The following is a 25187-nucleotide window of genomic DNA, read 5'->3' as shown; positions in this document are numbered from 1 at the left end:
CGGCCTTAATAATTACCTGACCACCAGGATATTTAACATATGACCAGTAAAAATACATTACCCTTATACTATATACAGTATACTTTAAAAAAAAATGAATGTCAAAAATTTACAAGAAACAATTTTTTCCATACTCTAGATAATCATCGACCCAAAGAAAGTCAAGTTTTTTGACAGGGCGACCTCATGAAAATTTTTGAGTGAGGATATTGGAAAGAATGTTGTCGTCCCAACCGGCCATTTTTCTAAGCCTTTTAATAGACTGACGCTTCATTTTATCTTTGGTAAGCTGTAAAAGATTTAAAGCCATATGTCGAATAATAGCCATAACTTGAGGGGCGTTTTCTTTCCTGATGCGAGATTGATCTTCTCCAAAAGACATGTCTAAAACCCAATGAAGATTATTTTCTATCTCCCAATGACTTCGAATAGCCCCCAGGACCTTCTGAGGAGTTTCTTGGAGAGAAGAGATATAATATCGTGTTTCGTAAGTGGTTTTATCTTTGGTTTCTCGTTTAGAATCAATACGAATGATACTATGAATTGAGCTCCAATGAGGATGCCGCTCTCGCAGCCAGGCCACATCATGTGTGACCCAACATTGCCTTGTCTCAAGGCGGCCATGACCTTTATCGTAATCCTTAAAAGAGCTGATATTGTTAATTGTTTTCAATTCGCTATCACTCAAGCAGGTTGTTACATCTTCGCAAAGAGTTCCCTGATTTCCTTTTAAAGAAAAAATATAGTTTCCCTCTTTCTGAATGATTTGATCGGCAATGTCATATTGACATCCCATTGCATCAATGGTGACTGTTGTTCCTCTCAGGTCTAACCATTCCAAAAGCTTAGGAATCGCTGTGATTTCATTGCTTTTTTCTGAGACTTTTTCCTGCGCTAACACCAATCTGGCTTCTGACGCATAAGCGCTAACCATATGTAACATATCAGTTCCCTCATCAAAGCTATGCCGTGATGATTTTCCATCGATAGCAATAACTTTCTTTTGCATTTGAGATTTAAGACTTTCGACCCAACTTCGAAACAGCTCTTGAAATTCCTTGGGATCTATTGCTCTAAAAAATCGACGATAGGTATCATCGCTGGGAATTCCGTTCTTGTAAGGTAAGAATTGACGAAGGTAGTCAATCTTTGCCTTTCCAAAGTCTTCAACATCCTGCCATCCTTCTGCTCCAGATATTACAGCGCACAGAGTGACAAGGCGTATTTCTGACATTGTGTAGTCTCGATTACGCTCAGACCTTGGATCTTCTATATCTTTAAAATGATCTAAAAAACTAATTTCAACTTCTATTCCCATTTCTACCTCCTGTTTTTTTGAGGTAGGCTCTCATTTTTTCTATCTCTTAGCTATTTTTTTTTCATGAGGTGGCCCTGTGGGATAGGGTTAACACCCTCGCCTTTAGGCGAAGACTTTAGTATAATAAGAGAATGGAATATCGAAGAGGCTCACATAGTCTATACGACTTAAAATACCATGTTGTGTTTTGCACAAAATACCGCTTCAGGATACTGACAGGACCCGTGGCGACACGGACGAGAGAGCTGATTCGTGAGATATTTGCAGCAAATTACGTAGATATAGTGAGTGGGAGCCTAGATGTTTAGTCCCATGGTGTGATGGTTTAGATTAATGGTAAACTTTTCAGGATCTTTTGTCCAAGATTGAATAATCGTTTCGTAAGGGGTTAACCCTTTGATAGTTTTGAGTCTTTTTGCAAAGTTATAAGCATTGATGAAGTTGTATAAATGCTCTTTCAATTGATCGTGAGATTCATAGTGATAGCGTTTAACTGTAGCATCTTTTAGAGTCCTATTCATTCGTTCAACCTGGCCATTTGTCCATGGATGGTTCACTTTAGTGAGACGATGTTCTATTCCATGCTCATAGCAGACACGATCAAATATATGCGCAAAGGCATTCCTATCTTTACTCCTATTCGTAAATTGAATGCCATTATCAGTCAGAATCGTATGTATTTTGTAAGGGACTGACTGAATCACATTTTTCAAGAATTCAGCAGCAATCATCTTTGTTTTTTTGGCATGAAGCTCTAGATAAGCAAATTTACATGTACGATCAATGGCCACAAACAATTGGAGTTTCCCTTCTTCTGTGGAAACCTCCGCAATATCAATGTGGAAGTAACCAATGGGGTATTTTTTGAACTTCTTTTTCTTAGGTTTATCCTTATCTACCTCGGGCAAACGGCTAATGTCATGGCGCTGCAAGCAACGATGTAAGGAAGAACGAGTTAAATGAGGAATACTGCTTTGCAAAGCCTACAGGGAATCGTCCAAAGGAAGAAGGGTATGTTTGCGAAAAGCTACGATGATGGCTTCCTCTTCTTGACTTAAAGAGGTGGAATGAGGCCGTTTCGGCCCCATACGAGAATCCTCTACATAATCTCGCTTCTTCCACTTAGCAATGGTTTTAGGGTTTAAGTCATAACGTTTAGCAAGTCGTGCTATGCTCTCTTTACTATTTTGTATTGTTCAACGCACTGCCTCAGTCGTGCGGGCGCTCCCGTGTAATATTTGTCCCATAGGGCCTCCTTAGATGGTATTTTTTGAAATAATACACCATCACACCATGGGACTAAACATCTAATGCCTTACGTCGAAAATCTATGCTGTATGTCATCTCATATCACATCATATCAAATTTATCTTGCTCGTGCTATATGTTGGGGTAAAAAAAGAGGCCCACTTTCGCGGGCCTCTTTTTATTTCAAATAGGGCGAACCCAATTATTTATCCAAATTTCCTCCGTAGGCCATTTCCCTCCAAAGCTGCTTATTCCCTTTGGTCTGGATGAAGGAGACGATGGTCTGCACCGGAAAGCCTGAGAATTGAGCAAGCTTGATAATGGAGGTGTTTCGCGCATCCTCACTCCATGTGGATGGATCTGGAAGCGAGACGCTATTTCTCAAGACGAATTCTCTGATTTTCTTCAGTTGCACGTTCGTTTTTGTGATATCCAGAGGCGTTTCCTGTTCAGCAGTGAGTTTATGTGTGGAGTCCAATGCCTCGCAAGGGATTCCCAAGGCTTTGGAAATGATGTAGCCATGGTAACGGCCCGTGAAGACAATGTGGGATTGAGCAACGATCCCAACAGCTTGCTCAGGAGTCAAGTCAGAAGAACGTGTTTTTTCGTTCTTGTATCTCAGTTCCTTGAGTTCAGGAGCAATCGAATCTCCCATAAAGACTTTGGCATTGGGATAATATTCCTTTGTTTTTTTCGCAAAGAGGTCATATTCCCCGAAATCCTTTTCTTTCAGGGGATCTTCAGGGCCACCCCAGTTCATCACAACAAGCTCAGCATCGGAATGTTCTTTGAATGCCTTATTGATGAGGTTTCGGGTATATTCCTTCTCCACCGAACAGAACCCGGTTTGAATCACGGTAACGTATTTTTTGGAAAGGTTGGACGGAACTTGCATAATTTGGGGGTACAGATACCCCAAGTCAGGCGCCACGAAAAGCTTGTGATCAACATCACGTCCCAAAACAGACTTGACGAGTTGCCCATCGCGCGCACTTCTCAAGAAGATGAGAGAAGCCTTTTTAAGAAGCTCAGTGGAGTCCCCAAGAATCGTTCTTGCATTGTCTTCATTGGGTTCTTTGATCTTTGTTTGAAGGCCCGTTGAGACGACGAAGAAAGGTTTTCCTTTCTCTACAGCTTGCGTCATGTAGTAGTGGACAAAGTCGGTTTTAGGGAAGTTATGGAGGATTCCACCACCACCTACGATGAGGGCATCAAAGGGCAAATCCTTGTCTTTTGAAAGGCGACCCACAGCTTTATCTTGTTCGTTGATGCGGTAGTTATCACCAACAAAGTGCATCTCGAAGTCTTCACCCAGCTCATTTCCGAGAACTTCCTTGTAGAGCCTGTCCCCGATATTGCCGTAAGGATAAGCGCCGATAGAAAGAACTTTTCGTTTGTCCGTATTCAAGCAGGTTTTGCACTTGTGCTTGGATGAGCCTGTGTATTTTGGTGTAGGATTGTTAGGGTTGGGCAGCCAGATGTCTCGACGGCAATCTTGACATTGCAAATCCGTACGAGAGGGGAATCCCAACTTGTCCAGGAGACCGTAGTAGTACAAGGCACGATAGAGCATCCAATCATTGGCGAGTAAATGTTGATGAAACAATCCGGAATCTTGAGTATCCTCAATTTCTTTTGGGGAAAGGAGAGCGTCGTTGAGGGGTTTAGGAAGGCCTCGGACAGGAGTTTCTTGCAAGAACGCCATCGTTTGTAGCCAAACGTCATCAGCTACCGGCGTTAGAAGCTTAAACGTATCATAATCAAGAACGTTTTTATGCAGCGAGTTTGGTGGATAAAGAACACCTGCAAAACCTTCGAAAATAGCGCCCAGCGTTGGGTCTTCATACAGAAATAAGGATTTGAGGTAATCAATGTGTGGGAATTTCTTTGTCACCTCTTGCTGAGTTGGGATCTCCATTCCCTTATCTTGTTTGAGGGAATTTTGTACAACTTCTGAGTTTTGGTCCGTTGAAGGTAAGTATGAGTACGGATAAGGATAGGGGTATGGATAAACGTAGGAGCCGTTCTGAGACTCAAGTCCGTTCGTATTTCCTTTATTCCAAAGAATGTGGCGTGCAGCAGGAGAAATAATATCTTTGGGGTGTTTTGTATGTTCTCCGAGAAGGGATCCCAGCCAGTGCTTTTCGTAAATTCGATCATCATCTCCCGTTACAATAACTGAGGTTTTGTGAAAATCTTTAATAGCGGGGAGTATTTTTGTGGCAACTTTATAATTCACCTCAGAAAAACGAACTTCGAGTCCCTTTGTCTTGAGAAACTCCAAGCTCATTGGAATCTTCTCATCAGGAAAATCTTCCTTTGCAAGATAAAGAATAACTTTATTGGCTTTTTTGTTTTGTGTGAGGACGGAAAGTAGTGAAAGCCATGTCGTTTTGATTCTGGGAGGGTGCGATGTCATGCTGACAACAACGTCATCACCATTTGGCTCGGCCGTTCCTTTAGGCAGTGTTTTAAGGTAGATTAAAGGATCATTTAAAGGATCATGTCCTATTTCTGGATAGCATTTCGTAAACAGATTTCCATCAAACCACTCTTCAAATTTATAATTTACAGTTTGTGTGGTGGTATTGTTCGTTTCCATTTTTTTGTCTATGACCCCGAGCAAGAGTGAATTTGTTGAGCACGAGAAGGCAAGAAGACTCGCCATTAAAAATACTTTTTTCATTTTTTAAAATAACCTCAAATCAATAATATGAACTAATAAATAATAAATTTTTATATACTGTACTTTTTAGTACCTCATTTTCATATAGTTTGTCTTGGCTTTTTGTCAATAGTTTATTAAAATTATGTAGGAGCAATTTGAAAATGTCCGGTTAAGCAATTTAGAAATGTCCGGATTTGTCCTTAAGTTTTATGCTGATGCAGTCAGCAAGCAGGAGGATGAATGGAGACATTGTATAGCGAGGCCGAGATGGAAAAACTAAAGATATTGGATGACATAAAACGAGGTCTGCTGCGCCAAGGTGAAGGTGCGGCAGAGTTAGGTTTGAGTGCTCGGCAAGTGAGGCGTTTGCAGGCGAGAATTTCTGTTGAGGGACCTTCCGGGATTAAACGGCGTGCTATATCGGGCAGTAATCGTGCGCATTCAGAGGGCTTCAAAGCCAGAGTTCTTGAGGCAGTTCGGAATCGTTATGCGGATTTTGGTCCGACGCTAGCCAGCGAGAAACTGTTGGAGAATGAGGGGCTTAAGATCAACAAAGAAACTCTGCGACAATGGATGATAGCCGATGCATTATGGAGCGGGAAAATTCGGAAAAGCTCGCCTCTGCATCAATCCCGTCAGCGCCGCTCGTGCTTTGGTGAGCTTGTACAGATTGATGGGTCGCACCATGATTGGTTTGAGGGACGGCGTGCAAAGTGTTGTTTGCTCGTCTTTGTAGACGATGCCACCAGCCGCATCGTATCTATGCGATTTGAAGAATCGGAGACCACTGCCGGCTATTTCCGAGCCATGGAATCACACCTCGAGCAGCATGGTCTGCCTCTGGCCTATTATAGTGACCGGCACAGCATTTTTAAAACAACGCGCACAACTGACGGATATTACCAAGCTACTGAGCTGCATCGCGCCATGAAAGATTTAGGAATTGAGTTGATTTGCGCTTACTCACCCCAAGCCAAGGGCCGTGTCGAGCGGGCGAATCAAACGCTGCAAGATCGCTTAATCAAAGAGATGCGTTTGAGAGGTATCTGCGATATTGCGACTGCCAATGCCTATTTGCCGGCGTTTATCGAGAAGTATAACCAAAAGTTCGCCGTTGATGCGGCAAACCCGAAAGATCTGCACCGTGACGTACCTATCGACGCGCAAAGGTTGCGACGAATTTTATCTCATCACGTCACGCGCAAGCTTTCAAAAAACCTTGAATTCTCTTTGGAAGGGCAGGCCTATCAAGTTCAAGTGCCTGGAAAAGGCTATCGCTACCAGAATAAAAAAGTCACAATTTATCAACATTATACGGGGGCAATAGAGGTGATGCTTGGAGAAGAAGTCTTAAGCGTGATGGCGCTGGATAGGGTGACAAGGGGGCCCATTCTAGCTGATCGTAAGGACTTAGATCATGTTTTTGACCAGGAAATCTTCCCCAAAATAAACCCAGACTTCTTATTACCCACAGGGTCCACAGCCCCAAGTCTCTCTTGCGCTTGAGAGCGCGAGAGAGGGCTATGGACTTGTGGATAATAATTCAACTCAAAGCGGACATTTCTAAATTGCCTTGACATAGTTTATTAAAATTATCTTTGTCTTATATCTTTAAAAATATTTTTGGGAAGGCTTGTGAAAAGAGATTTGTAAGCGTCTTATTGGTGTAAATTAGAAAGGGAATGCTTGAGATTCCAGGGGAGGAGGAGGGAATAATTATTTTCTGGTGTGGAATTGATGTTGGCGAGGACGTAGCGGAAATAGTCAAAAGCATTGACGCCATTGGCTTTGCAGGTCTCAATGAGGGAATAGATGACAGCTGAGGCGAGGGCACCTTTGACATTGCCCATAAAAAGCCAGTTTTTTCGGCCCACAGCAAATGGACGGATGGCGCGTTCTGCCATGTTGTTGTCAATATCCAAGCGGCCATCATTGAGGTATTCTGTCAAGGGGCCCCATTGCCTTAAAACATAGCCAACCGCTTGCCCCAAGGGACTTTTGGGAACAATCACTTTTTTGTGCTCCTTAAGCAAGACCTTGAATTTCTCAAGGATGGGCTTGGCTTTTTCTTGTCGGAGCTTTTGGATCTTATCGGGCGGGTATTGAGCCTCTTTGGCGTCTTTTTCAATTTTATAAAGGCTTCTGATGATGGTGAGCGCCTCGGCAGATTTGCCCGTGGTGTTGCCTGTACTTTTAATAATGTCCGCAAACTTGCGCCGCGCATGGGCCCAACATCCCACAGCCGTGATGTCTTGACTTTGCGCCAAGGCTTTGTAACCACCATACCCATCCGTATGAAGGTAACCTTTAAAACCCTTCAGGAATTCTTTGGCATTTTCACCTTTGCGTGTGGGCGTGTATTCATAAGAAATGGCGTGATGAGATGACGACCCGGTCATATACACCCACATATAGGATTGCGTTTGCGCCTTGCGGTCACATTCCTTTAAAACTTGAGCCCGCGTTTCATCTGCCCGTACATAAGTCTCCTTGAGAATCTCAGATCTTAAAAGCTCTTTTAAAGGGCTCAAGAGATCACCTATTTGAAGAATCCAACGGCTCATCGTGGCCCGACCTAAGTCAACTTCAAACCGCTCCCACATCTGAGATTGTCGATAAAGGGGTAGATGATCTTGGTACTTGGAGACGATGATGTGGGCCAATAGATTCGCAGATGCCATGCTTTTGAGAAGAGGCGCATTGGGCACTTCAGCCACACGCACCCCTTCGGTGCAAGATTTACAGGCATACTTCAAGCGCACGTTTTGAATGACTTTTAACTGTGCGGGAACGTAATCCAGCTGCTCAGAGATCTCCTCGCCCATCTGATGCAACGGATGTCCACAGGTGCAGATTTTATCACCAGCAATATCATGGATGACACGTTCGCGCGGCAGATGAGCCGGCAACGGACGACGTCCTTTTTTGAGAAGAGTCGAGGAGGATTTGTCCTTTCCAGAGTCATTCTCTGTTTCACTTTCAGCCCCAGCCTTTTCTGCTTCTAAAGGCGGCTCTTCGTAAACCTCATCAAAGACGTTTTCAAACCCGGGGAGCTTGGGAAATTCCTCGAACTTGATCTTCTCAGAGCTCCGCCCAAACTTGCTTTGTTTCATCTGAAGCAATAAATGAGTCAGTCGATCAACCTCTTGCACCAGATGTTCATTTTGTGTGGCTAGAATAGCCTTGTCTTTTTCTGATTTTTGCAAGTTTTTATAGAGCGCCACAGCGTCGAAAACAGAGGAGATTTTGAGTGAAGTTTGGGGCTCATTTTTCATGAGGAACTCTACCCAAAACCCCCTAAAACGTCAATGTATTTCTGAGTTTTTTCAGGTAAAAACCTCAGGAAAATTCTTGAAAATGGACCGCCTTATGGCCTTTGAGCTTTTGATAATTGAGACCCTCTTGCAGCCATCTCAATTGCTGGGAGGTCAACTCCAAAACATCTCCCCTCAAACTCACCTGAAACCTCTCTTTTTCAAGGCGTTTGTACCAAAGACAAAATCCATTCGTCTCCCAATACAAGATCTTCATCTTGGTCAGGGTCCGGTTGCAAAAAACATACATCGTTCCGTCACACGGCACACGACCTAAGCTAGAGGCCACGTAAGCCGCAAGTCCATCAATCGATTTTCTCATGTCCATCGGGGCGGAATAAAACAGAATCTCCCCTCGCGTCTGCTCAAACATGGCAACTCCGCAGTATTGCAATTACACGCTGAAGCGTAATCCCATCAAATCCCGGCACAATCTCAATCCTCTCCCCGGACATAAAGCGAATCTCAAGGGGCACGGGAGCTTGGCGAGCCTCTGCTTGAAGGGCAGGACTCTCAAATAAATCTAATGTTTCTGGACTCTCGTGCCCCACCACAGCAGTCGCCACAAAGCGCCCGACCGATGACCCCTCAAATAGCCTTCTTCCCACGCGGGGAAACCAATACTTAAAGGACGAATAACTCAGTCCTCCAGCCGTACAAAATTTTTCCTGACTCAATCCGCTCTTACGCCAGCTCTCGATCTGCTCTTCCCAATATTTCAGCTTCCCTGCGGATCTTTCATCTCGCGTTTGACGTTGCTCCGTCCTTTTCTCCTTCATCATTTTCATCTCCGTAGTTGTTTTACGGAGTCAACCTTGTCCTATTTTCCTCACACCTAAAAGATGCGGGTCCTATGACGCTTACATTCAGCGCAATATCAAAGATAATACACTCTCTTGTACCGTGATAAAACCGAGAGTGGAAAATTGGTGAGGAGGACATAAAAAAACCCTCCTCAAGAGCGGGGCTTTTTTAGCAGCAATTTAACTGAACATTTTATTTTTTCTTTAAAAATTGGCTCATAAGATCCGCAGTTGCAAATCCAGTTTTTACGGCACTATTCATGGTACCACCACCTCTATAAACCATATGTTCACCAGCAAATATCAATGGAATTTTTTTCTCAAAAAGTGAGGTTGAAAAGGCATTCAGATTTTTATCCAATGGACTTGGGTGGTCAAACTCACTAAAAGTAACGCCTGATTTCCAAGCTCGATAACTTCCTTTTGAAAATGGGTCTTGAGACCAGTTGATCACTGTCGCCTGTTGCCCTTGCGGCATTATTTTTCCGGTAGCAGTTAAAAAGCGACCGATATGAATTGAGGCAGATTCTTGTGTGACATTCTTTCCAGGTGTGCCACCCAATAAAATATGCATGTCTTGATTTGCATTGGCCCAAGCAGTGGGTCCATTGAGATCGATCCCATATGTTAATTTTAAGGGTGTTGAGACAGGAACGATAACCTTGCTATTCGTTCCATAGACCATCGAATCAATGTATTTTCTCATCTCGTTGGTGATTCCAAGAGATGTATCTTCCAAAATTGTATTTTCCGAAAGAACTGAAAATGGAATTGTCATGAGAACAGATTTTGCACGTCGTGTAGAATTGTCTTGGAATGTCATATTAAAAAGCTTCTCATCTGACTGCCAAACGATTTGCTTTAAAGGGTTGCCTGTTACGATATGATCGTCTTGACCAATCTCCTTTGCCATTTCCTGAACAAGCGTTTTCGTGCCCCCCTCAATACGAGATTGTTCATGGTATAAAGACAGCAATGGATTAAACCATTTTTTTGCAGTTGTGATTGACTTATACTCTTTGAGTTTTTCAGCCCATGCGGAAATAGATGTTAAAGGAGCTTCGTCACCATTAATTCCACTTTCATCCTGAATCAGAGCATTTAAAATTCCTTTTTCATTTTCATTAAGATCAAGGGCTTGAAAAAGATTTGTGGAGATATATTCTCCATTTTTAAGTTCAGAATAATCTTCATTACGAATCGATTTTAATTTTGAATGTAATTTTTCCTCAAGAGAGTCAATTGCGGACTTCATTTCAGATAATGCTTTTGCCTCACCCCCCACCAAAAATTTAATCTCGTCTTGTAAACGTACATCCGTGGTCTTGACCCCATATCGTTTAATCAATTGCCACATTTCATTTTGTTCTTTTTTATCAACATACTCAGCGCCACAATCAAAAGGTTTTTCATTGATTATTTGAGTCCAAGCGCGACCGCCCAGCCTGTCCCTTCCTTCAAAAATAACGAAATTTTTTGTATCTTTTTTGATTTTGATTGCCGCGGATAAACCGGAAAATCCACCGCCAATAATCGCAACATCCAAATCCCCTTCCGGAGGAGCTGCGTATGTAACAGCCGAGGAAAGAAGAAGAGTTGAAAATATAAAATAATTAAATTTTTTCATAATTAAACATCAATATAAGTTTTCTAAGATAAAATTTACATAGAATTTACAATTCAATGCGTCAAGTTTTTCCTTGAAAATTTTTTAACGAAATAACCCTTACCAATACCCCAAAACTTTCCACCAAATGCCACCCACAATGCCCCAAACGGTGAGCCCAAGAAGGCTTAAGATAAAACTAAGACGCCACCAGTCCCCCACACTCACATAGCCTGCTCCAAAAAATATCGGAGCAGAACCTGTCCCAAAATGAGTGAGAGTTCCCGCCAAATTGGACAATATCGCAAGACTCATGGCGGCGAGCATTGGGGGCGTACCGAGTGCGATCATGGTTACTAAAAAAGCGCTGTATAAAGCTGTGACGCGGGCGGTAATACTTGCAAAGCCGTAGTGAGAATAAAAGTAAACCAGGGATAATATGATAAAAGCTTGCCCCCAATGAAATCCTGAAACAGAAGCCTGCATTTGATCAGAAAACCAACTCATCATTCCAAATTTTGTTAAAAATGTGGCCATCATCAAAAGGGGAGCAAACCAAAGCATGGTTTCCCAAGCGCTGTGCTCTTTGATGACATCCTTCCAATCAAGAACGCCTGTAAACAAAAGAATGGAAATTCCAAAAATAGCCGTGGTTGTAGCCTCAATCCCCCAGCTTTCAGAAAACATCCAGAATAAAAGCGCCATTAAAAATGTAACCAACATGATCCACTCTTCAGACTTGAGATCCCCCATTTCTTTGAGCTTGTCTTGGGCGTGAATTACCGCATCTGGGGATTTTTTAATGTGAGGTGGATAAATTTTATAAATGACATAAGGAAGGAGTGAAAGATGCACAAGGCCTGGAACGATGGCAGCGACTGTCCAAGTGAACCAGCACGAGTTACGCAGTTTGCAGCAAAAGGGTGGGAATCTAAGCGAAAGACATGAGTTTTGTTATTTCTCTAGAGATATCATGCTTAATAACATCCCACTGCTGCTGATAAAAAGAGAAGCCTCCAGCAAGTCGTCTTTTAAATCTTTGAATCCAAGCCGAAATGGCAAGAAATATATGATTTCTTTGGGCTCGTCCCGTGCGAGACTGACAGCGTTCAAGACCGCATGTTTGCTTTAATTCCCGATGATAAACTTCGATTTTCCAACGCGATTTCATGACCAGTTCAATATGATCACGAGAGGGATTATCCCTATTGGTTCCGATATAATCCGTGCGACCGTTTTTGGCAACAAACCGGAAAACAGTAATCCATCCATATCCGCGTAAGTGAACTTTCAGTCCTTCATCTGGAATGTCCAGCTTTTCAAGAGTTTCTCCACGATTCACTTTCCTGTTTTTCTTCAACCCCATCACCCATGTCCAGCCTATGGATTCAATGGCCTTCAGATTATTCAAGCTCGAGTACCAAGCGTCTGCAACCACGTCATCCGGATTTATCCCTCTGTCTTGAGCCAGCTTTAACATTTCCCTGAAATGGTCATTCTTGCTTTTGCCATCGCTGGCTTTATCATAAATACGATAATCAACAGGAATAGAGTCATGACTCCTCAGGCCATGCCATACCAAATTGACAAGACCTATCCCCGCAATAACATCATGGGCATTCCCAGAATACTGATAATGCACAAGCTCTATCTTCTCGCTCCGATTTTTATCCAAAATTGTATCGTCACATACTAAAAAACAAGGTTCTTTCTTGTTAATAAGAGATTGAGTAAGATTCCACACTCCGCTCGGACGCAATGCACTAGAACTCAACCATCGATTGACGCTGTCATGCGACAATGGAATCGGTGACACCTCCGAAAGTGCCAACCCTGAATAGCGCACACTGCTGGCTTGTAAAAATGAACGATAAAGTGATTTTGTGCATTTGTGTCGAGACATCATTTCTTCTCATTTAATAAATATTCCCTCTCACCTTATCTCTTCTCTCTTCTCCTGCAAACTGCGTAACTCGTGACCAGTCGATTTTAACTCCTGCACTTTCTGCAAACCCTGCAATCATGGGGTTACCAACAATTGCGGTGAGGAACATGGCGCTCGTAATTGTATTGGCGTGAAAACACACCTTGATAAGAAAAGCTCCTAATTTTCGTTCAGTCCCTTTGGAAGGATCACTTCCTTGCCTTAAAGCCAAAGCGCTGACGATGGGGTAAATTGTCCCGCCTCCGCGCGCTGTATTACTGGGAATGAAGGGAGCAAGTAAAAGTTCGGTTAAAACGAAGCCATAGGAAAGTCCCAACGTACTTTTGCCAAGCGCGCGGACAAAAAGATAAGCAATGCGCGTGCCTAATCCTGTTTTACTAAATCCTTTGGCAAGAAAAAAGGCCATTACAATTAACCACACAACGTTTGAACTAAACGTCGAAAGACATTCGCTAAGCGTAAGGGTGCGCGTGCCTGTTAAAAATGCAATGGCAATAATAGCCAAGGCTCCCATGGGGAGCGGTTTTGCAATGACCGCAGCAATGGTTGAAATGAAGATGACAAAAAGATGCCATGTCTTGGCACTCAGCCCTTCAGGAGGGGTTAAAAACCAAAGTGCCGTGGCAAAAGCTAAAATGAGGAATGACGGAATCAGACTCGCACCTTTCCAAGAAACCGGGGTAAAATCAGTTAATGTGGGTGGAAAAGGCATGGTTGTCTCCTGAGATTGTGTCATTAGCACTTCCTGTCTTGTTTATGCATTTTTCAGGACGGTAACACATTGGAAATTGATCGAAAAGACCTGTTCTCAAATGGGGACGTTTGGACTATGGTCTTGTGATAAACAAAAAAGGAATTAGGCGTAAATATGTTTAAAACATTTCTGTGGCTTTTGGTAGTTATGATTTTTGGAATGATCCTTCTGGGCGGCTTCACGCGGCTTACGGGATCCGGGCTTTCCATCGTGGAATGGCAGCCTTTAATGGGCGCTCTCCCACCTTTAAACGAAGCCGATTGGCTATCCTTATTTCAAAAGTATCAAACCTCCCCCGAATATCAAAAAGTAAATCTCGGAATGACGTTAGAGGAATTTCAGGGAATTTTTTGGCTTGAATTTATTCATCGTTTGTGGGGGCGCGCCATTGGCGTTGTTTTATTAATTCCTATTATTATGTCATTCATAAAACATGAATTGAGATCTTACAGAGTCCCCCTTATTGTCTTAAGCCTTCTTGTTGCAGGACAAGGCCTCATGGGATGGTATATGGTTGCAAGTGGCCTTATTGATAGTCCCCATGTCAGTCCTTATCGTTTGACAGCGCACCTTCTTTTGGGGGTTTTGATTTTGGGTCTCGCATTTTTAATTGCGATGAAGAAAACTTGGCCACGGGAAGTCTATATGGGATACTCAAGAAAGAGTCTCCGCAAACTTTCCATAGTCGCATTCATTTCTTTTGGATGTGTTCTCCTTACGATTTTTTATGGTGGACTTGTGGCGGGGCATAAAGCAGGACTTATTTATAATACGTACCCACTGATGGGGGGCGATTTTTTTCCCAGTGATTTATTTTTTATATCTCCAGAATGGAAAAATACTTTAGCCAACCCCACAACCGTTCAATTTATTCATCGGTGGATGGGAACACTAACAGTAACATTGATTTTTGGGTTGACTCTTGGGTTTTGGAATGCGGATCTTCCTCACACAATTAAAAACATATTAAGAGCGCTAATCGGAATGGCCGCGATTCAATTTGCGTTAGGGCTTTTCACATTGCTCCTTGTTGTGCCCCAAGATCTCGCTTTGACGCACCAAGCAGGCGCACTCATTCTATTTATTTTAAACTTGGCGTTGCTTCAAAAAACGCTGCCTATTTGGTGGAGATGATTTCTGCTATGCTCTCTTCAAAAAGGAGAGCAGGAAATGTTGGCCAAAACCTTCAAAATGGAACATCAAAACAAACCTAACCTTGAGTTTCTTCTCATGGAGGGATTTCTTAATATTGATGAAGGAGTTGCCATTTATGATCCTGAGGATCGATTGGTCCTCGTGAATCCAATTTTTGAAGGCATGTTTCCCTCAACCATTGAGATTGCTAAAGATCAACCTTATTTTCGAGATCTCGTGAAATGGGCGTACGATCATGGTGACTATTTTGTCGAAGGAATGGATTATGAAACGTGGTACCATTTTCGGACTAAATATCGAAATGAGGGTGTTCCTGTTGAATATCATTTAAAAGACGGAAGATATATTCGAGGATTTTCTAAAAGAACAGAATCTCAAAATTTGGTCACAATCTTCACCGACATTACGTACCATAAACAGAGAGAATTGGCGCTCATTGAATCAAAAACTTTGGCGGAATCTGCCAATCGCACGAAAAGTTCTTTTTTGGCTCATGTCAGCCATGAGTTACGTACTCCCTTGAATGCGATTATGGGGTTTTCTGAGATTATGTCGAAATCTCTTTTTGGCCCCTTAAACAATTCCCATTATGAGAGATATGTGACCGATATTCTCAAAAGTGGGAAACATCTTTTGGGAATTATAGATGATCTTCTTCAAGTTGCCAAAGCTGAAGTCGGGCAATTGGATTTGCGAGAAAACTGGTGTGATCTTTGTGAAATTGTAAAAGAAGTCATGCGTCTATCCCTTTTGCGTGCTGAGGCAGGCGGCATTTATTTAACTTATGAAGCCTACGCAACAGAAGTTCCATTTTATGGGGACGAACGCAAAATGCGCCAGATTGTTACAAATTTGGTCACGAATGCTTTGAAATTCACACCAGATTCAGGAAAAGTTCACTTACAATTAGAGCGCACACCTTTGGGCGATGGTCTTTTGGCCATTACTGACACCGGAAGTGGCATCCCCCAGGAAGAAATTCCAAAAGTCCTTGAGGCTTTTGGGCGCATCGAAAATCCCTTCTCCAGAAAACAACAAGAAGGTACGGGATTGGGGCTTCACCTGACCGATACTTTTGTGAGTCTTCACGGTGGCGTCCTTGAAATTCAAAGTCAATTGAATGAAGGAACGACCGTGTTTGTACTTCTTCCGAAAGAGCGTTTTAAAGACGCAACGCCCGGAAGCTCTCGTCCTTCAAGCCATTCTAAAAAGGCACCACCTGCAGTTGAGACATAAGAAAAATCGGAAAAGACTTTGGCATGATTAAGAGCAGCAACCGTGTCACCTCCTCCAGCCACAGATAATAAATATCCACTTTTTGTGAGCTTGGCTGCGACTTGCGCTACTATAGTTGTCCCTTGATCAAAGGGCGGAACTTCAAAAACGCCCAAAGGTCCATTCCAGAGGAGTGTCTTGGCGTTTCCCAAATATTCGGCGATATTGTCCCGACTCAAAGCACCAATGTCTAAAATCATATCCTGAGGCTGAATATCGTGTAGAGAGACAATACGAGAAGTTGTAAGCACTTCGATTCTTTCAGCAACAATGACATCCAATGGCAATAAAATTTGACATCCCTTTTCTTGGGCTTTGATCATGATGTTTTGGGCGGTTTCTAAAAGATTGTCCTCCACTAAAGAGGCCCCAATGGACTGACCTTGTGCTTTTAAAAATGTATTGGCCATGGCCCCGCCAATTGCCAAGATATTTACTTTTTCAATAAGATTAAGAAGAAGGGCGAGCTTTGAGGACACTTTGGATCCTCCCACAATCGCCATCAAAGGGCGTTCAGGATTTCCCAACGCTTTTCCCAGGGCCTCTAACTCTTCTTGCATCAAGCGTCCGGCATAACTCGGCAAATAATGGGTGATAGCCTCAATGGAAGCATGAGCCCGGTGAGAGGCTGAAAATGCATCATTGACATAAATATCGCCAAAAGCACTTAATGTTTTGGCAAAATCCATATCATTCTTTTCTTCGCCGGCGTGAAACCTCAAATTTTCAAGAACCAAGATGTCTCCTGAGTTAAGGGGGGGTACCGTTTCATAATCTTCTGAAAATATCAGATTTGCATGGGGTAAAAGGGACTTCAGTTTTTCTATCACGGGTTTTAATGAAAATTCAGGATTTGGAGTGCCTTTGGGTCTTCCAAAATGAGATATCAAAACAACTTGAGCGCCTTTTTGAATGAGCTCTTCTAATGTGGGGAGAAGGCGGACGAGACGACTGTTATCCGTAATGACGCCCTCATGAAGGGGAACATTGAGATCTGCGCGCACCAAAACACGGAGGCCTTTGGTATTGACATCATCTAAAGTGAGATAAGATTTCATGAGAATTCTCCATTTCTTATGCCTTCATACACCTCTTTGATTTTGGAGTCATCTTTTCTTATGGGAAATCAGCAATTCCCGCTAGGGTAGGGGTTAAAAAGCAGAGAAAGCCAAGAGAAAGATATTAATTTTTGGTAAACTACAGTGCCATTTATGATATAGTACTTCTCCATTATATGGATAGACATTGGCTGAGGAGTTTATCAAGGAGTTGATGAAGGTTTTCTGGGTTTTGCTGGACGAGGGGGCGGAGGATGGATTTGATTTTGTGCCACCAATGTTCGATAGGATTGAGGTCAGGAGAGTCAGTTGGGGGAAAGAGGAGATGGCAGCCAAATTTCTCAATCAAATCTTTCGTTTTTGGCGATTTGTGAAAGGCGGCATTGTCCATAATCAGGGTGGTATTTTTTGATAAATTCGGCAATAAAACCTCCTCAAGCCAAGCATTAAAAAGATCTGCATGACATCCACCTTGAAAGGTGAAAGGCGCCACGAACGCACCCTTCATGAGACCGCCAATGATACTGACACGCTCTCTTTTTTGGCCCGGGATCTCCGCGTCAACCTTTTGTCCGCGCGGCGCCCAGGCATGCTCTCGATAAAGGCGATTATCAATCCCAGCTTCATCAATCCACACGATTGTTTCAGGATCTATTTTCTCAAGCTGTTTTATAAATTCGGCCCGCTTGTCTTCGTTACGTTCTTTGTAAAGCGTCGTCTTTTTTTCGTGTAATGTTTAAACGTTTAAGCCATTTACTCACGTTTTGGAATCTCAACCCCAAAGCTTCGGCGATTTGTTTGAGCGTATGATCCGGATTTTGAGCGACGTAGTCTCTGAGTTTTTGCTCATCGACTTTACGCGGATAAGAAGTGCGTTTTTTCGGTTTAATATCCCCTTGTTTATGAAGACATATCCATCGATAGATCGTGGCTTCTCCAACGTTAAAAACCTTTGCAGCCTCCCGCTTACGGCCGCCGCTCGTAATGTAGGAGATGACCTTTTTCCGCAGGTCTTCCGAATATGCTTTTACCATTCCCTCCTTATACCTAAACTTTTCCTAAAAATCTATCTATTTATAGGGGAATGACTATAGATCCTGAAACAATCGTGTGGATTGATGAAGCTGGGATTGATAATCGCCTTTATCGAGAGCATGCCTGGGCGCCGCGCGGGCAAAAGGTTTACGCGGAGATCCCGGGCCAAAAAAGAGAGCATGTCAGTATCATTGGCGGTCTCATGAAGGGTGCGTTCGTGGCGCCTTTCACCTTTCAAGGTGGATGTCATGCAGATCTTTTTAATGCTTGGCTTGAGTAGGTTTTATTGCCGGGTTTATCAAAAAATACCACCCTGATTATGGACAATGCCGCCTTTCACAAATCGCCAAAAACGAAAGATTTGATTGAGAAATTTGGCTGCCATCTCCTCTTTCTCCCAACTGACTCTCCTGACCTCAATCCTATCGAACATTGGTGGCACAAAATCAAATCCATCCTCCGCCCCCTCGTCCAGCAAAACCCAGAAAACCTTCATCAACTCCTTGATAAACTCCTCAGCCAATATCTATCCATATAATGGAGAAGTACTATAGACGTCCAAACAATCTTGTGTACGCGCATATGCATAAAGCCTATGCATATTTTTATGTAATCCTTTGATTTGCATTGAGCCCTCCAGTCATAGGGTGTTAGCCGTCCTATTCTTGAGGCCTGGTTTGGGTGTGGCAATGGAGATAAGCTTTGCTAAAGCGCAATTTGGGGGCGCGCTCAGCTTATCCTTCTTTGCCTTAACCCTGTCTCACTTCTATCTGAACTCGGACATCCCTATCCCACCCAACTACATAAATTTTATTGAATTACAACGCTTATTTTGGCTTTCCCCTGCCTTTATAAGGCCTTTTCATTGGCGAGAGGTATATTCCATGAAAAAATTCACTTGCAAAACCAATTTAAAAAACATAAGAATGCAAAAGTTGTTGCTGTTTCTCTATCGGTTGTTTAATGAAAAAAAATCTCTGCATGACAACTCTGCTGTCAGCGCTCATTTTCCTGAACGGCTCACTTCTCAAAGCAATGGAAGATCCAAACTCAAAGGGAGCTAAGAACATAACTCCTGCGCGCCCCCCCGCAAAACAGTCTGGAGAACAAGTTCCAACTCAGATTTCGGAAAAACGCTCCGCCCTCCCCTTCCTGAACGATTCTATAGAGGAATTGATCGAGGAGATCGACGATTATCTCAAGCAACATATCGCAATTAAAAAACATATGATTAATGCGCTTGATTCAATCATCAATGATTCCTGTTCAAAAAAACAAATAGATGTCAAAAAATCTCAAGAAAAACTAGAAACAATCTTAGGCAGACCACTTAACGAATACTTTTCAAATCAAAAAGGAGACAACCAAACAAAAGAACTAATGGAGCGCAAATTGATAATTCGCACTCACGCCAAAGCCATCAAGACGCACCAAGAGTTTATCGTCAAAAATGCGGAAATATTTAAACATAATCTCTATCTCAAACTGTCTCAGGGAGAGTACGTCGTTCACAGGAACACTTTTGGAGCCTATCTTGTGAGCGCTTGGGCGAATGGAGAAATTAGAAGCCACACCAACGAACTCGAAAACTACGAGGAAGAAACCCGCCAAGCCGAAAGAGAGAGGAGACCCTGGCCACACGCCGACTTCAATAAAAAGGTCTTGGAAGATCAAATTGAATTTTACGAAAAAATTGCGGAAGCCAGCCGCCCTCATTGGTCTTTGTCATTGGGATATCTGATGGATTGCGCTCAATTTAAAGAAAACGCAGATCACTACATTTCTGAACGCACAAAAATATTAAGTGATCTCAGTTTGCAGAAAATCAAGGAGAAATGCTCACCAGAAAACTACGAATTACAGAAAAATGAAAATAGTGACAATTCTAAAAAAGATTCAAAGAAAAATAAAAAAATAGGAAAAAAGAAAACCAACGTAAACCAAGAACTCTTTCCTTCTGAAGAAGGTGAAGGGAAAATTATAGCTTCGGTCGCTGAGTCACAATCAACGGCTGAGGAGACCACTCTCTCCAATAATAATGGCAAAGAAGAGAGCCTTACCTCCCCCGCTGCCACACATTCAATTCTAGCCGAAGAAGAATCAACATCACTGCAGGACGAAGACACGACGATCTTTGATCCGCTAGAAAATCACAAAAACCACCAAGTGAAAAAGAATCAGAAGAAAGAACTTCAAACAAAGCCAAAGGAAGAAGTCAAAATCACCTACGATACTTCTCATTTTTCCCCAAAGCATAAAGCATTTTTCAAAAGCCTTTTTGATAAAAACTCCGAGATCGCGTGGGACTCTCTAAAAAATCTCATGAAGACCGCCTTTAAGGGAAAGATCTATGGAACAAGGGGCGCTTCACGCCAATTTGCCGTATTCCTCAAAAAAGGAGAAAAGGGGACAATTGAATTCGTGGAGGAATTGGAATTCAATCGCCTTCGATCTCAAAGTAGTACAAAAGGGACTGTCCAGCGCTTAGCTATCCATACTGAAGCCCCCCATACACGCGGAGGGTCCAAGGAAGGAGCACGCTTTCTCTATCCCGCCCTCAAAGAACTCCTTAAAGAGGCCCTTACAAGGAATAACCTCACGCCTGAAAAGTTTGGTTGGTGATAATTGTGATTCAATAGAAAAGGCCTCATGGACATAGGGGTTTTGAGGTCACCTTTTTGAAAGCTTTCAGACACTGGAAGTGCTCCCCGTGGATCGGACCAAAATCAGACAAAAGCTGCTTTTTCCACTTGTGCACGAGTGAGTCTGCCACCTGGTACTTTAAGACAATTTGCGCAATCGTCATCTCTCCCCGAATGACTTCCAATGCCACTTTGAACTTAAAATCTTTACTATGGCTCTTTCGCATTTTTTAGATCCTTTCTTTCTTAATCTTACGCGAAAAACTCTCTTATTCACTGGTCCGATTTTTGGGGTGCATTAAGATTTCATATATGAGGCCGATTTTGGTTTTTTTTAAAAAAACACTCTCTTTTATTGTATGAATTTTTATGTGCGGGGCATCCTGATTTCAGTCATTGTTTTGGCCTATAAAAAGATCACATGAAAATCAGAAACAGTGCCATTACCTTGGGAAATTTTAAGCTGAAATGAAGCGGGTTTCAGGAATTTTAAAATCAAAATAAGGATTGAAGTTTTAAGGATCCTTACTTTTTCACAGCGATAATTCCCGAGATTTCGCTTTCCTGATCAGGGGCAGGTGCCCAGTCTTTTTGCAGACTTGTGGGGCTGATTAATGAGTATGAAGAGATAATTTTCAGATCATATTTTTCAAATAATTTCACAAAATCATTGCGACTGAATAACGTTACATAATCAGGAACTTTATAACGGGGATGATGCTTCATAATTTTAATGAGTATTTTTTGAATAAAATTATCGGCAAATCGCTCTGGAAAATGGGTGAGATATCCAGGAAATTCTAAACCTTCTTTAAGATTTTCCTGATACGCCGGAAGAATTTTACGATAGGCGTCTGAGTAAGGGGAGGCTGCCGTAATGTAAATCTTCCCACCTGGTTTAAGAGAGTTTTTAACCCAATTCATAAAGTTATGAATCTCCACAGGTGTCATAAAATGAATGACTTTTTCGGCCAAAATCCCATCGAATTGATTTGGGACATCCTTTAAGTCTTCGGGGACTTTTCCAGGAGCTAAAGACAGATTTTTCAGAGCATCCTCCCCCAAATCTTTTTTGACGCGATATGTTAAGATTTTCAAATGCTCGAGTGCGATATCATTGGCCGTATAATAAGAAACACCCTGCTTTAAGGCCTCAATTGGAATATTCGTATAGCCGGCCCCAATTTCAATGACGTGCTTTCCTGGCTGACATTCTTCTCCCAAAAACATTTGGGCGATAGGCGAAATTGTATAAGTGATAAAACCCGTACCATTCAATGTGGCACTTTTATTGCCTTCCACAGTTTCAGGAACTGTAACATTTTCAAGATTCAAATCAGTGGCCGGTATAATGTCTGCTAATGCAAGTCCCTGATGAGCCATAATAATTCCTATTATTAATAAATATTTTTTTATATTTTGAAGCACGTATTCCCCGAGCTGTTTTTATAATTAGCTCCAGAATGTCAGAAAAGTGATCCATTCGCAATGTGGTATGAAAATTGTTTTTTTATGAACGCTTGTCAAAAATTTTGGTTTATCATATGAAATTAATTATATATTTTTAGAACCTTGATGTTATCCGTGATTTCTAAAGAAAACACTTCCTTGTCTCTTTCGATTTTACCATCAGGTCATCTTTATCTTTATAATGATCCCAAAAACCAAGAAATTTTCCCCTTCTCCCTTGCCGAAAAACTTAAAGAGATTTTTTCAAAGAATGCCTCCATTGGTCTTTTGCGTTTAGGAGTCACGCATTTTGAGGCGCCATTACCTCCCACATTTTCATTTTGGCAAAGCTTTTCAAAATTGTTTGTGACAGAAGTTTGTAAACTTTCAGGCCTTGATCATGTGTCTTCTCAAGATTTGGCGAAACTCTCTCCTGTCATTAGTGATGTTGATGAGCTTTTGATTCAAGCCCCCTTCATGCGTGGAGGGGAGTATTTAAATCGAGATATGATGTTGGAGCTTTGGCAAGAACTGCGGCATACTCTTACTAACGAACTCAAGCCTTTTCAGGGCAATCTTCAAAACTATCTTAAAGCCCATCATGCCGCCTGGAATAAGGTGGGTCGTGTGTGCTTTCATTTGGCAGAAAACAAAGCAGATCCCCAAAAGCCTTTTGCGTTTTTAGCGACCTATACAACCCGTCTTTCCGGCGCCTCTGATGCAAAACATTTGCCTTTGGGGAGCGCCTTAAAAGAATATGCGGGAGATGACAAAAGGGCCCAATTACTTTCCCTTCTTTTACCAGTTCAAAAAGCTTCTGAAGGAAGTCTTTTTATTAAATCTCTTGTAGAAACAGGAAGCCTATTTCATCCTCAGGCATGGGGTTCTCATGAGGCCCATCAATTTTTAAAAGATATTCCTCTCATGGAAGAGGCTGGCGTTATCGTGCGTGTTCCTAATTGGTGGAATCCCAAACGTCCTCCCCGACCTCAAATTACTGTTGCTGTGGGAAATGCCAGTACGAGTGGTGTAGGACTCACCGCCTTATTAGACTTTAATATGAGCTATACACTTCCTGATGGTACGACTTTGACACAAGAGGAATTGCAAGATCTTCTTGAGTCACAGGAGCAATTCGTCCAAATTAAAGGGCAGTGGGTTCAAGTGAATCACGACAAGTTACAGCAAGTTCTATCCCATTGGACTGGAATTGAACGACAGGTGAAAAAAGAGGGACTTTCCTTCTCAGAAGGCCTTCGCCTTTTGGCGGGGGCCTCAGGAACCCAGACTGAAGACGAAACTTCTGAAAGCGTAGTTGAATGGTCCAAAGTCGTTGAAGGTTCATGGTTGAATGAAATGTTAACTCACCTGCGTCATCCCGAAAAAATAGGGAATCCAACCCTTGAAAAAATATTACACGCCCATCTCCATGCCACACTCAGGCCCTATCAGCTTTCCGGTGTGCAATGGCTGTGGTGGCTATATACGCTTCGCTTAGGTGGATGTCTTGCCGATGACATGGGTCTTGGAAAAACAATTCAAGTCTTATCCCTTTTAATGCTCGCGAAATATCATCCCTCTTCTGAAAAAGTGCAGCCCAATCTTTTGATTGTCCCTGCTTCCCTGATCGGAAACTGGCAGGCTGAAATTCTGAAATTTGTACCCGATCTTAAAGTGTGGATTGCCCATCATTCAGGCACAGGAATTAAAACAGCAAAAGACGTTCCTGATTTGTCTCAAATCGACCTTGTCATTACAACCTATTCGTATGTGACGCGCCTGCCTTGGTTGAGCCAGTTTTCTTGGAATACCATCGTCCTTGACGAGGCGCAGAATATTAAAAATCCTATGGCCAGACAAACGCAAGTCATTAAAAAACTCTCAGGATGCGTGCGTTTTGCCTTAACCGGAACGCCTGTTGAAAATCGCCTTTTGGATCTTTGGTCCTTGTTTGATTTTGTGGCTCCCGGACTTTTAGGGTCCAGTCGTGTTTTTTCAAATTATGGCAAAAAAATAACCGCACAGGAAAATGAGAGAAGCGGGGAAGGTAAATTTTACGCCGCTATTCGCCAATTGGTGAGTCCCTATATTTTAAGACGCCTTAAAAGTGATAAATCCATCATTGCGGATCTGCCGGACAAAACTGAAGTAAATGCGTATTGTTCTCTCTCAAAGCAACAAATTGCACTTTACCAACATGCGATCCAAGAACTTCAAAAAAGTCTTAATCAAAACATGGAAGGTATTCAACGTCGCGGCGTCGTTTTGTCTTTCATTACGCGTTTTAAACAGATTTGTAATCATCCCAGTCAATGGTTGGGTCATGGCGATTATAAAGCCGCTGAAAGTGGTAAATTCCTACGCCTTCGAGAAATTTGTGAGGAAATTACAGCCAAGCAAGAAAAAGTACTTATCTTTACACAATTTCGGGAAATCATACCCGTTTTAAAGAATTTTCTTGAGGGTATATTCGGACAAGAAGGTCTCTCCCTTCATGGACAAACGGCCGTTAGAGACCGTATGAAATTGGTTGAAGCTTTCCAAAGCGAGGAACGCTTTCCGTTCTTTATTTTATCGCTAAAAGCCGGAGGCACAGGACTCAACCTCACAAATGCGTCTCAGGTGATTCATTTTGATCGTTGGTGGAATCCGGCTGTTGAAAATCAAGCCACAGACCGGGCTTATCGTATCGGCCAGAAGAAAAACGTCTTGGTTCATAAATTTATTTGCCAAGGTACCATTGAAGATAAAATTGACGCCCTCATTGGATCCAAAAAGGACCTTTCCAATGAAGTTCTTGCAAAAGGTGAAGAGTCGTCATTAACGGAATTAACCAATAGTGAACTTTTAAGTATGATGTCACTTGATATTCACCGCGTCCTTGGAGAAACTGCAGCATGATTAAAATAGGGATATT

At 42.4% G+C, this 25187-nt stretch carries 18 protein-coding genes and 3 pseudogenes; 7 read left to right on the top strand and 14 right to left on the bottom strand.

All coding sequences use genetic code 11. The features are described from left to right. Window positions 1–184: 184 nt before the first annotated feature. Entirely contained in the window at window positions 185–1318 is a 1134-nt protein-coding gene (locus Bealeia2_RS02350; RefSeq protein WP_331255183.1) for an ISAs1 family transposase, read from the bottom strand. Window positions 1319–1449: 131 nt separating this feature from the next. Here Bealeia2_RS02350 and Bealeia2_RS10495 point away from each other — a divergent pair, with 131 nt between their 5' ends. After that, window positions 1450–1626, top strand: coding sequence for a transposase (locus tag Bealeia2_RS10495; RefSeq protein WP_414437825.1), 177 nt, complete (start codon window positions 1450–1452; stop codon window positions 1624–1626). On the opposite strand, the pseudogene Bealeia2_RS02345 reads toward Bealeia2_RS10495, so the two are convergent. Together Bealeia2_RS02345 and Bealeia2_RS02340 are read right to left on the bottom strand one after the other, a co-directional pair. Then, window positions 1615–2511 (bottom strand): annotated as a pseudogene (locus tag Bealeia2_RS02345) (IS481 family transposase). The gene Bealeia2_RS10495 and the pseudogene Bealeia2_RS02345 sit on opposite strands and share 12 nt — an antisense overlap. Window positions 2512–2768: 257 nt before the next feature. Next, on the bottom strand, window positions 2769–5252 hold the full coding sequence (locus Bealeia2_RS02340; RefSeq protein ID WP_331255538.1) for a polysaccharide pyruvyl transferase family protein: 2484 nt from the start codon (window positions 5250–5252) through the stop codon (window positions 2769–2771). A 222-nt stretch (window positions 5253–5474) separates the two neighbouring features. Between Bealeia2_RS02340 and Bealeia2_RS02335 the strand changes: the two genes are divergently transcribed. After that, window positions 5475–6740, top strand: coding sequence for an ISNCY family transposase (locus tag Bealeia2_RS02335; RefSeq protein WP_331255482.1), 1266 nt, complete (start codon window positions 5475–5477; stop codon window positions 6738–6740). Between the two features lie 152 nt (window positions 6741–6892). Here Bealeia2_RS02335 and tnpC read toward each other — a convergent pair whose 3' ends face one another. The 7 genes from tnpC to Bealeia2_RS02300 all read right to left on the bottom strand — a co-directional run bounded on the left by tnpC (window position 6893) and on the right by Bealeia2_RS02300 (window position 13638). After that, window positions 6893–8509 (bottom strand): IS66 family transposase, encoded by a 1617-nt coding sequence (gene tnpC, locus Bealeia2_RS02330; RefSeq protein WP_331255537.1) that lies wholly within the window; start codon window positions 8507–8509, stop codon window positions 6893–6895. Between the two features lie 64 nt (window positions 8510–8573). Further along, window positions 8574–8921: an IS66 family insertion sequence element accessory protein TnpB gene (gene tnpB / locus Bealeia2_RS02325; protein ID WP_331255536.1), complete on the bottom strand. Its 348-nt coding sequence runs from the start codon at window positions 8919–8921 to the stop codon at window positions 8574–8576. Continuing rightward, on the bottom strand, window positions 8914–9330 hold the full coding sequence (gene tnpA / locus Bealeia2_RS02320; protein ID WP_331255535.1) for an IS66 family insertion sequence element accessory protein TnpA: 417 nt from the start codon (window positions 9328–9330) through the stop codon (window positions 8914–8916). The genes tnpB and tnpA overlap by 8 nt, the downstream gene beginning before the upstream one ends. 214 nt (window positions 9331–9544) lie before the next feature. Next, entirely contained in the window at window positions 9545–10978 is a 1434-nt protein-coding gene (locus tag Bealeia2_RS02315; RefSeq protein ID WP_331255534.1) for a flavin monoamine oxidase family protein, read from the bottom strand. A 99-nt stretch (window positions 10979–11077) separates the two neighbouring features. Continuing rightward, window positions 11078–11866, bottom strand: coding sequence for a DASS family sodium-coupled anion symporter (locus Bealeia2_RS02310; protein ID WP_331255964.1), 789 nt, complete (start codon window positions 11864–11866; stop codon window positions 11078–11080). 22 nt (window positions 11867–11888) lie between these two features. Then, complete coding sequence (locus Bealeia2_RS02305; RefSeq protein WP_422388038.1) at window positions 11889–12860, bottom strand: IS701 family transposase; 972 nt, start codon at window positions 12858–12860, stop codon at window positions 11889–11891. A 13-nt stretch (window positions 12861–12873) separates the two neighbouring features. Beyond that, complete coding sequence (locus tag Bealeia2_RS02300; protein WP_331255533.1) at window positions 12874–13638, bottom strand: SLC13 family permease; 765 nt, start codon at window positions 13636–13638, stop codon at window positions 12874–12876. Window positions 13639–13770: 132 nt separating this feature from the next. Between Bealeia2_RS02300 and Bealeia2_RS02295 the strand changes: the two genes are divergently transcribed. After that, window positions 13771–14790 carry a COX15/CtaA family protein gene (locus tag Bealeia2_RS02295; RefSeq protein ID WP_331255532.1) on the top strand — a complete coding sequence of 340 codons (1020 nt, stop codon included), beginning with the start codon at window positions 13771–13773 and terminating at the stop codon, window positions 14788–14790. A 36-nt stretch (window positions 14791–14826) separates the two neighbouring features. Next, window positions 14827–15909: pseudogene (locus Bealeia2_RS02290) on the top strand (sensor histidine kinase); the annotation flags it as partial. 14 nt (window positions 15910–15923) lie between these two features. Here Bealeia2_RS02290 and Bealeia2_RS02285 read toward each other — a convergent pair. From Bealeia2_RS02285 to Bealeia2_RS02275, 3 genes are all read right to left on the bottom strand, one after another. Continuing rightward, window positions 15924–17144, bottom strand: a complete 1221-nt coding sequence (locus Bealeia2_RS02285) for a phosphoglycerate kinase (protein ID WP_331255531.1) — start codon at window positions 17142–17144, stop codon at window positions 15924–15926. A gap of 172 nt (window positions 17145–17316) precedes the next feature. After that, window positions 17317–17817, bottom strand: a complete 501-nt coding sequence (locus tag Bealeia2_RS02280) for an IS630 family transposase (protein WP_331255963.1) — start codon at window positions 17815–17817, stop codon at window positions 17317–17319. Between the two features lie 22 nt (window positions 17818–17839). After that, window positions 17840–18178, bottom strand: coding sequence for an IS630 transposase-related protein (locus Bealeia2_RS02275; RefSeq protein WP_331255234.1), 339 nt, complete (start codon window positions 18176–18178; stop codon window positions 17840–17842). 50 nt (window positions 18179–18228) lie between these two features. Here Bealeia2_RS02275 and Bealeia2_RS02270 point away from each other — a divergent pair. Together Bealeia2_RS02270 and Bealeia2_RS02265 are read left to right on the top strand one after the other, a co-directional pair. Next, window positions 18229–18717, top strand: a pseudogene (locus Bealeia2_RS02270) (IS630 family transposase). A gap of 443 nt (window positions 18718–19160) precedes the next feature. Then, on the top strand, window positions 19161–20801 hold the full coding sequence (locus Bealeia2_RS02265) for a hypothetical protein (protein ID WP_331255530.1): 1641 nt from the start codon (window positions 19161–19163) through the stop codon (window positions 20799–20801). A 545-nt stretch (window positions 20802–21346) separates the two neighbouring features. Here the strand turns inward: Bealeia2_RS02265 and Bealeia2_RS02260 are convergent. After that, window positions 21347–22204, bottom strand: a complete 858-nt coding sequence (locus Bealeia2_RS02260) for a methyltransferase domain-containing protein (protein ID WP_331255529.1) — start codon at window positions 22202–22204, stop codon at window positions 21347–21349. Window positions 22205–22429: 225 nt separating this feature from the next. Between Bealeia2_RS02260 and Bealeia2_RS02255 the strand changes: the two genes are divergently transcribed. Further along, the gene (locus Bealeia2_RS02255) at window positions 22430–25171 is read left to right on the top strand and encodes a DEAD/DEAH box helicase (RefSeq protein ID WP_331255528.1); all 2742 of its coding nucleotides are present in this window, start codon (window positions 22430–22432) and stop codon (window positions 25169–25171) included. Window positions 25172–25187 lie beyond the last annotated feature (16 nt).

The sequence above is a fragment of the Candidatus Bealeia paramacronuclearis genome (assembly GCF_035607555.1).
In the GTDB taxonomy this organism is placed as follows: Bacteria; Pseudomonadota; Alphaproteobacteria; order UBA9655; family UBA9655; genus Bealeia; species Bealeia paramacronuclearis.
This window is presented reverse-complemented; position numbering and strand designations above follow the sequence as displayed.

Bases quoted from the DNA above. Each gene is read 5' to 3' on its own strand.
- Bealeia2_RS02315 (WP_331255534.1), bottom strand. From the start codon at position 10,978: ATGAAAAAATTTAATTATTTTATATTTTCAACTCTTCTTCTTTCCTCG.
- Bealeia2_RS02295 (WP_331255532.1), top strand. From the start codon at position 13,771: ATGTTTAAAACATTTCTGTGGCTTTTGGTAGTTATGATTTTTGGAATG.
- Bealeia2_RS02350 (WP_331255183.1), bottom strand. From the start codon at position 1,318: ATGGGAATAGAAGTTGAAATTAGTTTTTTAGATCATTTTAAAGATATA.
- Bealeia2_RS02285 (WP_331255531.1), bottom strand. From the start codon at position 17,144: ATGAAATCTTATCTCACTTTAGATGATGTCAATACCAAAGGCCTCCGT.
- Bealeia2_RS10495 (WP_414437825.1), top strand. From the start codon at position 1,450: ATGGAATATCGAAGAGGCTCACATAGTCTATACGACTTAAAATACCAT.
- Bealeia2_RS02335 (WP_331255482.1), top strand. From the start codon at position 5,475: ATGGAGACATTGTATAGCGAGGCCGAGATGGAAAAACTAAAGATATTG.
- Bealeia2_RS02300 (WP_331255533.1), bottom strand. From the start codon at position 13,638: ATGACACAATCTCAGGAGACAACCATGCCTTTTCCACCCACATTAACT.
- tnpB (WP_331255536.1), bottom strand. From the start codon at position 8,921: ATGTTTGAGCAGACGCGAGGGGAGATTCTGTTTTATTCCGCCCCGATG.
- Bealeia2_RS02275 (WP_331255234.1), bottom strand. From the start codon at position 18,178: ATGGTAAAAGCATATTCGGAAGACCTGCGGAAAAAGGTCATCTCCTAC.
- tnpA (WP_331255535.1), bottom strand. From the start codon at position 9,330: ATGATGAAGGAGAAAAGGACGGAGCAACGTCAAACGCGAGATGAAAGA.
- tnpC (WP_331255537.1), bottom strand. From the start codon at position 8,509: ATGAAAAATGAGCCCCAAACTTCACTCAAAATCTCCTCTGTTTTCGAC.
- Bealeia2_RS02260 (WP_331255529.1), bottom strand. From the start codon at position 22,204: ATGGCTCATCAGGGACTTGCATTAGCAGACATTATACCGGCCACTGAT.
- Bealeia2_RS02340 (WP_331255538.1), bottom strand. From the start codon at position 5,252: ATGAAAAAAGTATTTTTAATGGCGAGTCTTCTTGCCTTCTCGTGCTCA.
- Bealeia2_RS02305 (WP_422388038.1), bottom strand. From the start codon at position 12,860: ATGTCTCGACACAAATGCACAAAATCACTTTATCGTTCATTTTTACAA.
- Bealeia2_RS02265 (WP_331255530.1), top strand. From the start codon at position 19,161: ATGACAACTCTGCTGTCAGCGCTCATTTTCCTGAACGGCTCACTTCTC.